Source organism: Thioalkalivibrio sp. ALJ15, from assembly GCF_000383695.1.
GTDB lineage: Bacteria > Pseudomonadota > Gammaproteobacteria > Ectothiorhodospirales > Ectothiorhodospiraceae > Thioalkalivibrio.
The window spans coordinates 1-16,152 of record NZ_KB912063.1; the positions used below are offsets into that span (position 1 = coordinate 1).

13 protein-coding genes and 1 tRNA gene are annotated in these 16,152 nt (G+C 63.1%); all 14 read left to right on the forward strand.

Annotation, left to right across the window (positions count from 1 at the left end; translation table 11 throughout):
* The coding region (locus tag G015_RS0113340) for an EF-Tu/IF-2/RF-3 family GTPase (RefSeq protein WP_020146872.1) at window positions 1-614 on the forward strand (614 nt) is incomplete at its 5' end.
* 86 nt (window positions 615-700) lie between these two features.
* Window positions 701-776: transfer RNA gene (locus G015_RS0113345), tRNA-Trp, on the forward strand.
* Between the two features lie 39 nt (window positions 777-815).
* Complete coding sequence (secE, locus tag G015_RS0113350; RefSeq protein WP_012983545.1) at window positions 816-1,181, forward strand: preprotein translocase subunit SecE; 366 nt, start codon at window positions 816-818, stop codon at window positions 1,179-1,181.
* 16 nt (window positions 1,182-1,197) lie between these two features.
* Window positions 1,198-1,731, forward strand: coding sequence for a transcription termination/antitermination protein NusG (gene nusG / locus G015_RS0113355; RefSeq protein ID WP_018137611.1), 534 nt, complete (start codon window positions 1,198-1,200; stop codon window positions 1,729-1,731).
* Window positions 1,732-1,793: 62 nt separating this feature from the next.
* Complete coding sequence (gene rplK, locus G015_RS0113360) at window positions 1,794-2,225, forward strand: 50S ribosomal protein L11 (protein WP_018137612.1); 432 nt, start codon at window positions 1,794-1,796, stop codon at window positions 2,223-2,225.
* Between the two features lies 1 nt (window position 2,226).
* Window positions 2,227-2,922, forward strand: coding sequence for a 50S ribosomal protein L1 (gene rplA / locus G015_RS0113365; protein WP_018137613.1), 696 nt, complete (start codon window positions 2,227-2,229; stop codon window positions 2,920-2,922).
* 214 nt (window positions 2,923-3,136) lie between these two features.
* Window positions 3,137-3,658: a 50S ribosomal protein L10 gene (rplJ, locus tag G015_RS0113370; RefSeq protein WP_018137614.1), complete on the forward strand. Its 522-nt coding sequence runs from the start codon at window positions 3,137-3,139 to the stop codon at window positions 3,656-3,658.
* A gap of 67 nt (window positions 3,659-3,725) precedes the next feature.
* Window positions 3,726-4,106, forward strand: coding sequence for a 50S ribosomal protein L7/L12 (gene rplL, locus G015_RS0113375; RefSeq protein ID WP_018137615.1), 381 nt, complete (start codon window positions 3,726-3,728; stop codon window positions 4,104-4,106).
* A gap of 130 nt (window positions 4,107-4,236) precedes the next feature.
* Window positions 4,237-8,316, forward strand: a complete 4,080-nt coding sequence (gene rpoB, locus G015_RS0113380) for a DNA-directed RNA polymerase subunit beta (RefSeq protein ID WP_018175515.1) — start codon at window positions 4,237-4,239, stop codon at window positions 8,314-8,316.
* Between the two features lie 73 nt (window positions 8,317-8,389).
* Window positions 8,390-12,610: a DNA-directed RNA polymerase subunit beta' gene (rpoC, locus tag G015_RS0113385; protein ID WP_020146873.1), complete on the forward strand. Its 4,221-nt coding sequence runs from the start codon at window positions 8,390-8,392 to the stop codon at window positions 12,608-12,610.
* A gap of 109 nt (window positions 12,611-12,719) precedes the next feature.
* On the forward strand, window positions 12,720-13,097 hold the full coding sequence (rpsL, locus tag G015_RS0113390; RefSeq protein ID WP_012983537.1) for a 30S ribosomal protein S12: 378 nt from the start codon (window positions 12,720-12,722) through the stop codon (window positions 13,095-13,097).
* Window positions 13,098-13,123: 26 nt separating this feature from the next.
* Window positions 13,124-13,591, forward strand: coding sequence for a 30S ribosomal protein S7 (gene rpsG, locus G015_RS0113395; RefSeq protein ID WP_018175517.1), 468 nt, complete (start codon window positions 13,124-13,126; stop codon window positions 13,589-13,591).
* A 22-nt stretch (window positions 13,592-13,613) separates the two neighbouring features.
* Window positions 13,614-15,710, forward strand: coding sequence for an elongation factor G (gene fusA / locus G015_RS0113400; protein WP_018137619.1), 2,097 nt, complete (start codon window positions 13,614-13,616; stop codon window positions 15,708-15,710).
* A gap of 45 nt (window positions 15,711-15,755) precedes the next feature.
* Window positions 15,756-16,152, forward strand: a 397-nt coding sequence (locus G015_RS13745) for a GTP-binding protein (RefSeq protein WP_020146874.1), incomplete at its 3' end; no start/stop codon positions are given.

Below are 16,152 nucleotides of genomic sequence, written 5' to 3' on the forward strand. Positions count from 1 at the left end.
AGCTGGTCGAAGCGATGGACACCTGGATTCCGGAGCCGGAACGCGCCGTGGACGGCGACTTCCTGATGCCGGTGGAGGACGTGTTCTCGATCTCCGGCCGCGGCACGGTGGTGACCGGTCGTATCGAGCGCGGTGTGGTCAAGGTGGGCGAGGAAATCGAGATTGTCGGTATCCGCGACACCCAGAAGACCACAGTCACCGGTGTCGAGATGTTCCGCAAGCTGCTGGACCAGGGCGAAGCGGGCGACAACGTGGGCATTCTGCTGCGTGGTACCAAGCGCGACGAAGTGCAGCGTGGTCAGGTGCTGTGCAAGCCGGGTTCGATCAACCCGCACACGCATTTCGAGGCCGAGGTGTACATCCTGGGCAAGGACGAGGGTGGTCGTCATACCCCGTTCTTCAATGGTTATCGCCCGCAGTTCTACTTCCGCACGACGGACGTGACGGGTTCGGTGGAGCTGCCGGAAGGCACCGAGATGGTGATGCCGGGTGACAACGTGAAGATGACCGTGTCGCTGATCAGCCCGATCGCGATGGAAGATGGTCTGCGCTTTGCGATTCGCGAAGGCGGCCGCACCGTCGGCGCCGGCGTCGTATCCAAGATCATCGAGTGATACAGTAGATAAGTTGAACGATCGACCGCGAGAGGCGGCGCCTGGTGCGTCGTCTCTCGCGTTTGTTTCTTGTCGATTCGATTTTTAGGCCAGTAGCTCAATTGGCAGAGCAGCGGTCTCCAAAACCGCAGGTTGGGGGTTCGAGTCCCTCCTGGCCTGCCATCTTCACCGATGGCGGCGAGTACCGGGTGATACGTATTCATGAGTGAACAATCGGAACAGACCGGCGGGCTGGATACTTTCAAGCTCGCGGTAGCCGTGGCGCTGCTGATTGCTGGCGTCATGGGCTTTTATTGGTTCTCGGACGAGTCCACTCTGATTCGTGTGCTCGGGCTGCTGGCCGTGGTCGGCGTGGCCGTGGCGATTGGCATGACCACGGCGAAGGGGCATCAGCTGGCGGCCTTTATGGGCAATGCGCGCACCGAGGTGCGCAAGATGGTCTGGCCGACCCGGGTCGAGACCACCCAGACCACGCTGATCGTCATCGCCGTCGTGATCATAATCGGGATCTTCCTCTGGCTCCTGGACATGTTCCTGGGTTGGTCCATCAGTCGCTTCATCGGATAGTCACAGGATTCTCTCCATGGCATTACGCTGGTACGTCGTACAGGCATTCTCGGGCTTCGAGGCCCAGGTGAAGCGGTCGCTGGAGGAGCGCATCGAGCGTTTCGCCATGCAGGACCACTTCGGCCAGATCCTGGTGCCTACCGAAGAGGTCGTCGAGATGAAGGACGGCCAGAAGCGCAAGAGCGAGCGCAAGTTCTTCCCGGGGTATGTCCTCGTGCAGATGGACTTGAACGACGAGGCCTGGCACCTGGTCAAGGCGGTCCCGCGCGTGCTTGGTTTCATCGGTGGCACCGCAGACCGGCCGGCCCCGATCAGCGACAAGGAAGCCGATGCCATCCTGCAGCGCATGCAGGAAGGCGCCGAGAAGCCGCGCCCGAAGGTCCTGTTCGAGGTGGGCGAGATGGTTCGCGTGATCGACGGCCCGTTCAACGACTTCAATGGCGTCGTGGAAGAAGTGAACTACGAGAAGAGCCGCCTCCTGGTGGCTGTCCAGATTTTTGGTCGCTCGACACCCGTGGAACTCGAGTTCCACCAAGTCGAGAAAACCTGACGTACCGACGTCACCACTGCTAGTCGGGGAGCCGCGAGGCGCTTGTACCCGAGGGAGTCATCATGGCGAAGAAAATCGAAGCATATATCAAGCTTCAGGTGCCCGCCGGCAAGGCGAACCCGAGCCCGCCCGTCGGGCCGGCGCTGGGTCAGCGCGGTGTGAACATCATGGAGTTCTGCAAGGCGTTTAACGCCCAGACCCAGGAGATCGAGCCCGGTCTGCCGATTCCGGTGGTGATCACCGTCTATTCAGATCGCAGCTTTACCTTTGTCACCAAGACGCCGCCGGCGGCGATCCTTCTGAAGAAGGCCGCGGGTGTGCAGAAGGGTTCCGGCGAGCCGAATACCAACAAGGTCGGCACCGTGACCCGGGCACAGCTCGAGGAAATCGCGAAGACCAAGGAGCCGGATCTGACCGCTGCGGATCTGGACGCCGCGGTGCGTACCATTGCCGGCAGTGCCCGCAGCATGGGCCTCGAAGTGGAGGGTCTCTGACATGGCGAAAATGACCAAGCGAATGAAGGCCATCCGCGAGAAAGTCGAGCCAGGCCGTCTCTATCCGGTGACCGAAGCGTTTGACCTGCTGCGTGAACTGCCGAAGGCAAAGTTCCGCGAGTCGGTCGACGTGGCTGTGAACCTCGGCGTGGACCCGCGCAAGTCCGATCAGGTCGTGCGTGGCTCGACGGTGCTGCCGCATGGCAATGGCAAGAGCGTGCGCGTGGCCGTGTTCACTCAGGGCGCGAATGCCGACGCCGCGAAGGAAGCCGGTGCCGATGTGGTCGGTATGGACGACCTCGCCGAACAGGTGAAGGCCGGCCAGATGGATTTCGACGTGGTGATCGCCTCCCCGGACGCGATGCGTGTCGTCGGGCAGCTCGGCCAGATCCTCGGCCCGCGCGGCCTGATGCCGAACCCGAAGGTCGGTACCGTGACGCCGGACGTGGCGACCGCGGTGACCAACGCCAAGAGCGGCCAGGTGCGCTACCGCACCGACAAGGGCGGGATCGTGCACTGCACCATTGGCGCGGCCGATTTCGACTCCAGCTCGCTGGCCGACAACCTGAACGCCCTGCTGGCGGATCTGGTCAAGATGAAGCCGGCGACGTCCAAGGGGCAGTACGTCAAGGGGGTCACGATCTCCACGACGATGGGCCCGGGCGTGAAGGTCGACCAGGCCTCGCTGTCGCTGTAAGAAGTTTTTTGGTTTTTGGTCGGCTGTCGCGCAAGCGGCACGCCATCCAAGACCGCAGGCGCTGCCCCGTTCGCGGGACGGCTTAATCCACCAGCCTGCGCAGATGGTGTCACCCGATTCAGGAAGTACCTGCGACGGGAGCACCGAAGTGCCGGGTTCGCCCGGTTTCACGACCGCCTCCGGGTGGTCTCACTAGAGGAGAGTCAACGTGGCTTTGAATCTCGACGACAAGAAGGCGATTGTCTCGGAGCTGGCTACGGTTGCTGCCTCGGCGCATTCCGCGGTCGCCGCGGAATACCGAGGTCTCTCGGTCGCGCAGATGACCGACCTTCGTCGGCAGGCTCGCAATTCCGGGGTCTATCTGCGGGTGGTGAAGAACAACCTCGCCAAGCGTGCCATCGAGGGTACGGATTTCGCGTGCATGCAGCCCGAGCTGCATGGCCCGCTGATCCTGGCCTTCAGTGAAGAGGAGCCTGGCTCCGCCGCGCGTCTGGTGAAGTCCTTCGCCAAGGAAAACGAACAGCTGAAGGTCCGGCTGGTGTCGTTTGGTGGGCAGCTGATGGGTGCGAACGATCTCGATCGCCTCGCCAGTCTGCCGACGCGCGATGAAGCGCTCGCAACGCTTCTCGCCACCATGAAGGCGCCGCTCGACAAGTTCGCCCGTACGGTGAACGAAGTCCCGGGCAAGCTCGTGCGTACCGTTGCAGCAATTCGTGACCAGAAACAGGCAGCCTGAATCTCATCAAGCCGTTTCTGAGCAAGTACTGAATGAATACGGGTGTTCCCCGTTAGGAGAGTAAAAAATGGCCGTTTCGAAAGAAGACATCCTGGAAGCCATCGGCAACATGACGGTCCTGGAAATCGTGGACCTGATCAGCGAGATGGAAGAGAAGTTCGGCGTTTCCGCCGCTGCCGCCGTTGCGGCCGCCCCGGCTGCCGCCGGCGGTGGTGAAGCCGCTGCTGCCGAAGCCAAGGACGAGTTCGACGTCGTCATGTCCAGCTTTGGCGAGAACAAGGTCGGCGTGATCAAGGTCGTCCGTGGCCTGACCGGTCTGGGCCTGAAGGAGGCCAAGGAAATGGTCGAAGGCGTTCCGGCGACCGTCAAGGAAGGCGCGGCGAAGGAAGAAGCCGAGAAGATGAAGGCGGAGCTGGAAGAGGCTGGCGCCACCGTCGAACTGAAGTAAAAGGCGCTTGCGCCTGTTGTTTTCGTGTACATCACGAAGCCCTGAGGCTGGCGGCCTTTTGGTCGTCAGCCTCAGCCCGTGGTGGCGCGGGTTTTTTCGCGCGTTGTTCAGCTAGCCGCCGAGGTAAGCCATGGCCCTCAGTTATACCGAAAAGAAACGTATCCGCAAGGACTTCGGGAAGCGTCCCCAGATCCTGGACGTCCCGTATCTGCTGGAAACCCAATTGACCTCCTATCGGGATTTCCTGCAGGCCGAAAAAGGTCCGGAGGCGCGTCACGCGCTGGGCCTGCACGCGGCGTTTCAGTCGGTGTTCCCGATTGTTAGCTATTCCGGTCATGTCCAGCTCGAGTACGTCAGCTACCGCCTGGGCGAGCCGCTGTTCGATGTGAAGGAATGCCAGATCCGTGGCGTGACCTACGCGGCCCCGCTGCGTGTCCTGCTGCGCCTGGTGATCCACGACAAGGAGGCCCCTGCTGGCTCCACCGTGGTCAAGGAGGTCAAGGAGCAGGAGGTCTACATGGGCGAGATGCCGCTCATGACGGAGAACGGGACCTTCGTGATCAACGGCACCGAGCGCGTGATCGTCTCCCAGCTGCATCGTTCGCCCGGCGTGTTCTTTGACAGCGACCGGGGCAAGACTCAGGGCAGCGCCCAGAAGCTGCTCTACAACGCGCGCATTATTCCGTACCGCGGTTCCTGGTTGGACTTCGAGTTCGATGCCAAGGACGGGGTTTACGTGCGTATCGACCGTCGCCGCAAGCTGCCGGCGTCGATCCTGCTGCGCGCGCTGGGCATGGATACGGAAGAGATCCTGTCCACCTTCTTTGAATTCAACCAGATCACTCTCGATGAAGACGGCGGTGAACTGGACCTGATCCCCGAGCGCCTGCGCGGCGAGACCGCCGTGGTCGACATCACCGACGGCAAGAACGTGATCGTCGAGGCCGGGCGCCGGATTACGCCGCGGCATATCCGCGAGATCGAAAAAGCCGGCATCAACCGGCTGCGCGTACCGGACGAGTACCTGCTCGGCCGCGTGCTGGCCAAGGGCGTGGTGGACGAGTCGACCGGCGAACTGATGGCGGCTGGCAATGACCCGTTGACCCAGGAGCTGCTGGACAAGCTGCGCGCCGAGGGCGTGAAGTCGGTGGAGACCATCTACACCAACGACTACGACCACGGTCCGTTCATGTCGGACACCCTGCGTCTGGATCCGACCAAGACGCAGCTGGAGGCCCAGGTCGAGATCTATCGGGTGATGCGTCCCGGTGAGCCGCCGACCAAGGACGCCGCCGAGAACCTGTTCTCCAACCTGTTCTTCTCCGAGGACCGCTACGACCTGTCGGCGGTCGGCCGGATGAAGTTCAACCGCCGTGTCGGCCGCGATACCGACGAGGGCCCGGGCGTGCTGTCACCCGAGGACATCCTCGACGTGCTGAAGGTCCTGATCGACCTGCGCAACGGCAACGGCCGTACCGATGACATCGACCACCTGGGCAACCGGCGCATCCGCAGCGTGGGCGAGATGGCGGAAAACCAGTTCCGTCTGGGCCTGGTGCGCGTCGAGCGTGCGGTCAAGGAGCGTTTGACCGTCGCGGAGAGCGAAGGTCTGATGCCGCAGGAGCTGATCAACGCGAAGCCGGTGGCCGCCGCGGTCAAGGAGTTCTTCGGTTCCAGCCAGCTGTCGCAGTTCATGGACCAGAACAACCCGCTGTCCGAGGTGACCCACAAGCGCCGTATCTCCGCGCTGGGCCCGGGCGGTCTGACGCGCGAACGTGCGGGCTTCGAGGTGCGCGACGTGCACCCCACCCACTACGGTCGTGTCTGCCCGATCGAGACGCCGGAAGGCCCGAACATCGGCCTGATCAACTCGCTGGCCGTGTATGCCCGCACCAACCGCTACGGCTTCCTCGAGACCCCGTACCGCAAGGTCGAAGACGGCAAGGTCACCGACGAGATCGTGTACCTGTCTGCGATCGAGGAGAGCCAGTACGTGATCGCCCAGGCGAACGCGGCGATGGACGAGCAAGGGCGTCTGACCGACGACCTGGTCTCCTGCCGCTTCCAGGAGGAGTTCACGATCTCCTCGCCGGACAAGATCCAGTACATGGATATCTCGCCGAAGCAGATCGTGTCCGTGGCCGCCGCGCTGCTGCCGTTCCTCGAGCATGACGATGCCAACCGCGCCCTGATGGGTGCGAACATGCAGCGTCAGGCCGTGCCCTGCCTGCGCGCGGACAAGCCGCTGGTCGGTACCGGTATCGAGCGCACCGTTGCGATCGACTCCGGTTCCGCGATCGTCGCCAAGCGCGGCGGTACGGTCGATTCCGTGGATGCCGCCCGTGTAGTTGTGCGCGTGAACGACGACGAGACCGTCGCCGGCGAGCCGGGTGTGGATATCTACAACCTGACCAAGTACTCGCGTTCCAACCAGAACACCAGCATCAACCAGCGTCCGCTGGTCGCGGTAGGCGACGAGATCGCCCGCGGCGATGTGCTGGCCGATGGCTCCTCGACCGATCTCGGCGAGCTGGCCCTGGGGCAGAACATGATGGTCGCCTTCATGCCCTGGAACGGCTACAACTTCGAGGATTCCATCCTGATCTCCGAGCGCGTGGTGCAGGAGGACCGCTACACCACGATCCACATCGAGGAGCTCAACTGTGTCGCGCGCGACACCAAGCTGGGCCAGGAAGAGATCACCGCGGATATCCCGAACGTCTCCGAGTCGCTGCTGGCCAAGCTGGACGAGTCCGGTGTGGTTTATGTTGGCGCCGAGGTAAACCCGGGCGACATCCTGGTCGGCAAGGTCACGCCGAAGGGCGAGACCCAGCTGACCCCGGAAGAGAAGCTCCTGAGGGCCATCTTTGGCGAGAAGGCCTCGGACGTGAAGGACACCTCCCTGCGTGTGCCGTCCGGCATCGAGGGCACGGTGATCGACGTGCGCGTGTTCACCCGCGATGGCGTGGAGAAGGATGCGCGTGCCAAGTCGATCGAGGAAGACGACCTCGCTGCGGTCAAGAAGGACCTGAAGGACCAGCTGCGAATCTACGAGGACGATATCTACGCCCGCGTCGAGAAGCTGCTGCTCAACAAGGCGGCTGCCGGCGGTCCGGAAGGGCTGGGTGACGGCTCCAAGGTCACCAAGAAGTACCTGCAGGGCCTGTCCCGCAACCAGTGGTTCGAGGTGCGCCTGAAGGACGACGCCGTGAACTCGCAGCTGGAGGACCTCGGTCGCCAGCTGCAGGAGCAGCACGAGCTGTTCGACAAGAAGTTCGAGCACCAGAAGGCCAAGGTCGCCGCGGGCGACGACCTGCCGCCGGGCGTGCAGAAGATGGTCAAGGTCTACGTGGCCGTGAAGCGCCGTCTGCAGCCGGGCGACAAGATGGCCGGCCGCCACGGGAACAAGGGCGTGATCTCGATGATCGTGCCGGAAGAGGACATGCCGTTCCTCGACGACGGGACCCCGGTCGACGTGGTCCTGAACCCGCTGGGCGTGCCCTCGCGCATGAACGTCGGGCAGGTGCTGGAGGTTCATCTGGGCTGGGCCGCGAAGGGGCTGGGCGACAAGATCAACCGCATGCTCGAGGCGCAGGCCGAGATCGCGAAGCTGCGCGAGTTCCTGGGCAATATCTATAACCACCGCGACAAGAAGGTCGACCTCGACTCCATGTCGGACGCCGAGATCATTGCGCTTTGCCGCAACCTGCGCGGTGGCGTGCCGATGGCGACGCCGGTGTTCGATGGTGCCGAGGAGGCCGAGATCAAGGAGATGCTGCGGCTGGCCGATCTGCCCGAGACGGGGCAGGCCGAGCTGTTCGACGGCCGTACCGGTGACTCCTTCGATCGCCCGGTGACCGTCGGCTACATGCACATGCTGAAGCTGAACCATCTGGTCGACGACAAGATGCACGCGCGGTCGACCGGTCCGTATTCCCTGGTCACCCAGCAGCCGCTGGGCGGCAAGGCGCAGTTCGGTGGTCAGCGCTTCGGCGAGATGGAGGTCTGGGCGCTGGAGGCCTACGGTGCCGCCTACACCCTGCAGGAAATGCTGACGGTGAAGGCGGACGACGTGCAGGGCCGCAACAAGATGTACAAGAACATCGTCGACGGCGAGCACCACATGGAGGCCAACGTCCCCGAGTCGTTCAACGTGCTCATGAAGGAGATCAAGGCGCTCGGCATCAATATCGAGCTGGAGCAGGACTGATCTCCTCCGATCCGAATGTGATCCGAAGGGGTGCAGGGCACCCCTCGACCCAAAGCTTTGTGAGGCATAGCGAATGAAAGACCTCCTCAATCTGTTCAAGCAGCAGACCCAGCCGGAAGAGTTCGATGCGATCCGTATCGGCCTGGCCTCCGCGGACCAGATCCGTTCGTGGTCCTTTGGCGAGGTTAAGAAGCCGGAGACCATCAACTACCGGACCTTCAAGCCGGAGCGCGATGGCCTGTTCTGCGCCAAGATCTTCGGCCCGGTGAAGGACTACGAGTGCCTGTGCGGCAAGTACAAGCGCCTGAAGCACCGGGGTGTGGTCTGCGAGAAGTGCGGCGTCGAGGTGACCCAGACCAAGGTGCGCCGCGAGCGCATGGGGCACATCGACCTGGCCTCGCCGGTCGCGCACATCTGGTACCTGAAGAGCCTGCCGTCCCGCATCGGGCTGCTGCTCGACATGACCCTGAAGGACATCGAGAAGGTGCTCTACTTCGAGTCCTTCATTGTGATCGACCCGGGCTTCACCACGCTGGAGAAGGGCCAGCTCCTGACCGACGAGGAATACCTCGAGGCGATGGAGGAGCACGGCGACGACTTCACCGCGATGATGGGTGCCGAGGCCGTGCTGAGCCTGCTGAAGGAGATGGACCTGCAGGGCGAGGCCGCGAAGCTGCGCCAGGATCTGTCCGAGACCGGGTCCGAGACCAAGATCAAGCGTCTGGGCAAGCGCCTCAAGCTGATCGAGTCGTTCCTGGAATCCGGCAACAAGCCGGAGTGGATGATCATGTCCGTGCTGCCGGTGCTGCCGCCGGACCTGCGCCCGCTGGTGCCGCTGGACGGTGGTCGCTTCGCGACTTCCGACCTGAACGACCTGTATCGCCGGGTGATCAACCGCAACAACCGTCTGCGCCGCCTGCTGGAGCTGAACGCCCCGGATATCATCGTGCGCAACGAAAAGCGCATGCTGCAGGAGTCCGTGGATGCGCTGCTGGATAACGGCCGTCGCGGTCGTGCGATCACCGGCACCAACAAGCGCCCGCTGAAGTCCCTGGCTGACATGATCAAGGGCAAGCAGGGCCGCTTCCGCCAGAACCTGCTCGGCAAGCGTGTCGACTATTCCGGCCGTTCCGTGATCGTGGTCGGCCCGACCCTGCGCCTGCACCAGTGTGGCCTGCCCAAGCGAATGGCGCTGGAACTGTTCAAGCCGTTCATCTTCGGCAAGCTGCAGCGCCGTGGACTGGCGACCACCATCAAGGCCGCCAAGAAGGCCGTGGAGAAGGAAGGTCCAGAGGTCTGGGATATCCTCGAAGAGGTGATCCGCGAGCATCCGGTGATGCTGAACCGTGCCCCGACCCTGCACCGCCTGGGCATCCAGGCCTTTGAACCGGTGTTGATCGAGGGCAAGGCGATCCAGCTGCACCCGCTGGTCTGTGCCGCGTTCAACGCCGACTTCGACGGTGACCAGATGGCCGTGCACGTGCCGCTGTCGCTGGAGGCCCAGCTGGAGGCGCGCACGCTGATGCTGTCCTCCAACAACGTACTGTCGCCGGCCAACGGCGAGCCGATCATCGTGCCGTCGCAGGATATCGTGCTGGGTCTGTACTACCTCTCGCGCGAGAAGGTGAACGCCAAGGGCGAGGGCATGACCTTCGCCGATGTGGACGAGGTGCATCGCGCCTACGAACACAAGTTGGTCGACCTGCATGCGCGCGTCACCGTGCGCATCGCCGACACCATGGCGGATGTCGCGGAAGGCGAGCCGCTGCCGTCCATGCGCGTGGAGACTACCGTCGGTCGCGCGATCCTGTCGCGCATCATGCCGAAGGGGCTGCCGTTCGAGCTAATCGACCGCGAGCTCAGCAAGAAGACCATCTCCGCGCTGATCAACTCCTGCTACCGTCGCCTGGGCCTGAAGGACACCGTGGTGTTCGCGGACCAGCTGATGTATGCGGGCTTCTACTATTCGACCCGCGCCGGGGTCTCGTTCTGCTCGGATGACATGGTCATCCCGGACGAGAAGCAGCCGATCCTGCAGAACGCCGAAGAGCAGGTGAAGGAGATCGAGGAGCAGTATGCCTCGGGCCTGGTCACCAAGGGCGAGCGCTACAACAAGGTCGTGGACATCTGGTCGCACTGCAATGACCAGGTCGCGAAGGCGATGATGGAGCGGCTCGGCAAGGAGCAGGTCACCAACGCCGAGGGCGAGACGGTCGAGCAGAGCTCGTTCAACTCGATCTTCATGATGGCCGATTCCGGCGCGCGTGGTTCTGCGGCCCAGATCCGTCAGCTGGCGGGGATGCGTGGCCTGATGGCCAAGCCGGACGGCTCCATCATCGAGACGCCGATCACCGCGAACTTCCGCGAGGGTCTGAACGTCCTGCAGTACTTCATCTCGACCCACGGTGCGCGTAAAGGTCTGGCCGATACCGCGCTGAAGACCGCGAACTCCGGTTACCTGACCCGCCGTCTGGTGGATGTGTCACAGGACGTGGTGGTTACTCAGCACGACTGCGGGACCCAGCAGGGCCTGGTGATGAAGCCGATCATCGAGGGCGGGGATGTAGTCGAGCCGCTGCGCGACCGCGTACTGGGTCGTACCACGGCGGTGGACGTCCATCGCCCGGGCACCGACGAGGTTCTGGTGCCGGCGGGCACGCTGCTGGATGAGGCAATGGTCGACAAGCTGGACGAGGCCTCGGTGGACGAGGTGCTGGTGCGCTCCGCGATTACCTGCGAGACCCGCCAGGGCATCTGCGCCAAGTGCTACGGCCGCGATCTGGCCCGTGGCCACGAGGTCAACGAGGGCGAAGCGGTGGGCGTGATCGCCGCGCAGTCCATCGGCGAGCCGGGCACCCAGCTGACCATGCGTACCTTCCATATCGGGGGTGCGGCCAGCCGTGCGGTTACGGTCAGCGCGATCCAGGTGAAGAACGCCGGGTCCGTGCGTCTGCACAACCTGAAGACCGTCACCAACAAGGCGGACAACCTGGTTGCGGTCTCGCGCTCCGGGGAGCTGGGTGTAATCGACGACCAGGGGCGCGAGCGTGAGCGCTACAAGATCCCCTACGGCGCCACCATCACCGTCAAGGATGGAGATGCGGTCGAGGCCGGTCAGGAAGTCGCGACCTGGGATCCGCATACCCACCCGATCGTCACCGAGGTGGGCGGCTACATTCGTCTGGCGGACTTCGTCGAGAATGTCACCGTGACCAAGGAGACGGACGAATTCACCGGTCTGTCCCAGAATGTGGTGCTCGATCCGAAGAGCCGCTCGAGCGCCGGCAAGGACCTGCGCCCGACCGTCAAGCTTGTGGATGATGATGGCAACGAGGTGTACATCCCGGGCACCGACATGCCCGCGCAGTACATGCTGCCGGCCAATGCGATCTTCAATCTCGAGGACAATGCCCGCGTCGAGGTCGGTGACGTTATCGCCCGCCTGCCGCAGGAGTCGTCCAAGACCCGCGACATCACCGGTGGTCTGCCGCGTGTGGCCGATTTGTTCGAGGCCCGCCGTCCGAAGGAGCCGGCCGTGCTGGCGGAGATCTCCGGCACCGTCTCGTTCGGCAAGGAGACCAAGGGCAAGCAGCGCCTGGTGATCACGCCGGACAAGGGTGATCCGGTCGAGATGCTGATCCCGAAACTGCGCACCGTGAACGTGTTCGAGGGCGAGCGCGTGGAGCGCGGCGAGGTTGTGGTGGACGGTGAGCTGGACCCGCACGACATCGTGCGCCTGCGGGGTGTGACCACCCTGGCCGAATACCAGGTCCAGGAAATCCAGGACGTCTATCGCCTGCAGGGCGTGAAGATCAATGACAAGCACATCGAAGTCATTGTTCGTCAGATGATGCGCAAGGTGAACATCGTCAACCCAGGCGACACCAAGTTCCTCGCGGGGGACCAGGTGGATCGTGTGCGGGTCCTCGAGGAGAACGAGAAGCTCGGTGACGACCAGCAGCCGGCGACCTACGAGCGTGTGCTGCTCGGCATCACCAAGGCGTCGCTGGTGACGGAATCGTTCATCTCCGCGGCCTCTTTCCAGGAGACCACCCGCGTGCTGACCGAGGCGTCCACCCGTGGCGCCCGTGACGATCTGCGTGGCCTGAAGGAGAACGTGATTGTGGGTCGCCTGATCCCGGCCGGTACGGGGCTGGCATACCACAAGGAACGTCGCCGCAAGCGCGAGCTGGAAATGCCGGAGTTCGAGAGCGTCGAGGAGGCGTCAGCGGTCACCGCCGACACCGAATCCGATGCCTCGGGTCCGGAAACCACCGGGGAAGGCTCCGAATAGCCTCCCCTTCTGTTGACACTTCAGGGGGCGGCGATTAGAATTCCGCTCCCTCGACAGGCCGGTCACGGCGCCGGCCTGTCGTTATTTTTAGGCTAGGAGAAAGGGTTTCATGGCCACGATCAATCAGTTGGTACGCAAGCCCCGCAAGCGCCCCGTCGAGAAGAGCGACGTGCCGGCGCTGCAGGGCTCGCCGCAGAAGCGCGGGGTATGCACCCGTGTCTACACGACCACGCCGAAGAAGCCGAATTCCGCGCTGCGCAAGGTTGCGCGCGTGCGTCTGACCAATGGCTACGAAGTCAGTAGTTACATCGGCGGCGAAGGCCACAACCTGCAGGAGCACTCGGTGGTCCTGATTCGCGGCGGTCGTGTAAAGGATCTTCCCGGTGTGCGTTACCACACGGTGCGTGGCTCCCTGGATACCCAGGGTGTGCAGAACCGCACCCAGGGTCGTTCCAAGTACGGCACCAAGCGCCCGAAGAAATCCTAACCGTGTACAAGAGCGGGAACTGAGATATGTCGAGAAGAGCAGCTGCCCCCAAGCGTCACATCCTTCCGGATCCGAAGTTCGGAAGCGAGCGCCTGGCCAAGTTCATCAATACCGTGATGCGTGACGGCAAGAAGTCGGTCGCAGAGCAGGTCGTGTACGGCGCGCTGGACCAGATTGAGTCCAAGCAGGGTGATGGCATGGGTGCACTGGAGCGCGCGCTGGACAACATTCGTCCGCGTGTCGAGGTGAAGTCTCGTCGCGTGGGCGGCGCCACCTACCAGGTGCCGGTCGAGGTGCGTTCGGTTCGTCAGGACGCCCTGGCGATGCGCTGGGTCGTGGAAGCGGCCCGCAAGCGTGGCGAGCGGACCATGGCGCTGAAGCTGGCGGGCGAGCTGATGGATGCCGCCGATTCCAAGGGCTCCGCCGTGAAGAAGCGCGAAGACACTCACCGCATGGCGGAAGCGAACAAGGCGTTCGCCCATTTCCGCTGGTAAAACCGATTTAGAGAGGCTCAACGTGGCACGCAAGACCCCACTGAAGCGCTACCGGAACATCGGGATCAGCGCGCACATCGACGCCGGCAAGACGACGACGACCGAGCGCATCCTGTTCTACACCGGTCTGTCGCACAAGATCGGCGAGGTCCATGAAGGCGCCGCCACGATGGACTGGATGGAGCAGGAACAGGAGCGCGGGATCACCATCACTTCCGCGGCGACCACCTGCTTCTGGCAGGGCATGGCCAAACAGTTCGATGAGCACCGCGTTAACATCATCGATACCCCGGGTCATGTGGACTTCACCATCGAGGTGGAGCGTTCCATGCGAGTGCTCGACGGTGCGGTGATGGTGTACTGCGCCGTGGGTGGTGTGCAGCCGCAGTCCGAGACCGTCTGGCGTCAGGCCACGAAGTACTCGGTTCCGCGGATGGCCTTCGTCAACAAGATGGACCGCGCCGGCGCCGACTTCCTGCGTGTCTACGAGCAGATGAGAGAGCGTCTGCAGGCGAACCCGGTCCCGATCCAGCTGCCGATCGGTGCCGAGGATAACTTCCGGGGCGTGATCGATCTGGTCAAGATGCAGGCGATCTTCTGGGACGAAGATAACTTCGGCATCTCCTTCGAGTACAAGGACATCCCCGAAGAGCTCAAGGCCGAGGCGGAAAAGTGGCGCGAGAACATGCTCGAGGCCGCTGCCGAAGCCAATGAAGAGCTGATGGATAAGTACCTGAACGAGGGGGACCTCAGCGAGGAAGAGATCAAGCAGGCGATTCGCCATCGCACGATCGAACTCGAGATCGTGCCGATGTTGTGCGGCTCCGCGTTCAAGAACAAGGGCGTGCAGGCCATGCTCGACGCGGTGGTTGAGTACCTGCCGTCGCCGGAAGAGGTGAAGGCGATCAAGGGCGTGAAGGCCGGGACGGAAGAGCCGGTCGCGAAGCACGCCTCGGACGACGAGCCGTTTGCCGCGCTCGCGTTCAAGATCATGACCGACCCGTACGTGGGCTCGCTGACGTTCGTACGTGTCTACTCCGGGGTGCTGAGCGCGGGTGACACCGTGCTTAATACGCAGAACAATCGCCGCGAACGCATCGGCCGCATCCTGCAGATGCACTCCAACTCCCGCGAGGAGATCAAGGAGCTGCGCGCAGGTGACATTGGTGCGGTGGTTGGCCTGAAGGATCTGTACACGGGGAGTACCCTCTGCGATCCAAATAATCCGGTCGAGCTGGAACGCATGGAGTTCCCGGAGCCGGTGATCTCGATCGCGGTCGAGCCGAAGACCAAGTCGGACCAGGAAAAGATGGGTATCGCGCTGAACAAGCTGGCGCAGGAAGACCCGTCCTTCCGTGTGCGGACTGACGAAGAGTCCGGCCAGACGATCATCTCCGGCATGGGCGAGCTCCATCTCGAGGTCCTGGTCGACCGCATGAAGCGCGAGTTCAAGGTCGAGGCGAACGTCGGTCAGCCGCAGGTGGCGTACCGCGAGACGATCAAGAAGAGCGTTGAAACCGAAGGCAAGTTCGTGCGCCAGTCGGGTGGTCGCGGCCAGTACGGTCATGTCTGGCTGCGCATCGAACCGCAAGAGGCGGGCGACGGATACGAATTCGTCAACGCCATCGTCGGTGGTGTCGTGCCGAAGGACTACATCCCGGCCGTCAACAAGGGCGTCGAGGAGCAGATGGCCAACGGCGTGCTCGCCGGTTATCCGGTCGTGGACGTAAAGGTCACGCTGTTTGACGGCTCCTACCATGACGTTGACTCGAACGAGATGGCGTTCAAGGTGGCTGGTTCGATGGCCTTCAAGGAGGGTGCGTTGAAGGCTGGCGCCGTGCTGCTGGAGCCGATGATGAAGGTCGAGGTGGAGACGCCGGAAGAATACATGGGCGACGTGATGGGCGATCTGAACCGACGTCGTGGCCTGGTCAAGGGTATGGAGGATATCGCGGGTCAGAAGCTGCTGAAGGCCGAGGTCCCGCTGTCCGAGATGTTTGGCTATTCGACGCAGCTGCGCTCGATGAGCCAGGGTCGCGCCACGTACTCGATGGAGTTCGAAAAGTACTCCGAGGCGCCGGCGCAGGTCGCCGAGGCTGTGGCGGCGAAGGCCTCCTGAACCGAATCGCGTAATCCGAAAGAACTGTAGAAAGAGGTTTGAGCTGTGTCCAAGGAAAAGTTCGAGCGTAAGAAGCCGCATGTGAATGTGGGGACGATTGGTCATGTGGACCATGGCAAGACCACGCTGACGGCGGCGATGACGGCGGTGCTGGGCAAGAAGTACGGCAGTGAAGCCCGTGCGTTTGACCAGATCGACAATGCGCCGGAAGAGAAGGCGCGCGGGATTACGATTGCCACGGCGCACGTGGAATACGAATCCGACATTCGTCACTACGCGCATGTGGATTGCCCTGGGCACGCGGACTACGTGAAGAACATGATCACGGGTGCGGCGCAGATGGACGGCGCGATTCTGGTGGTGTCCGCGGCCGATGGCCCGATGCCGCAGACCCGCGAGCACATCCTGCTGGCGCGCCAGGTCGGTGTGCCGTACATCGTGG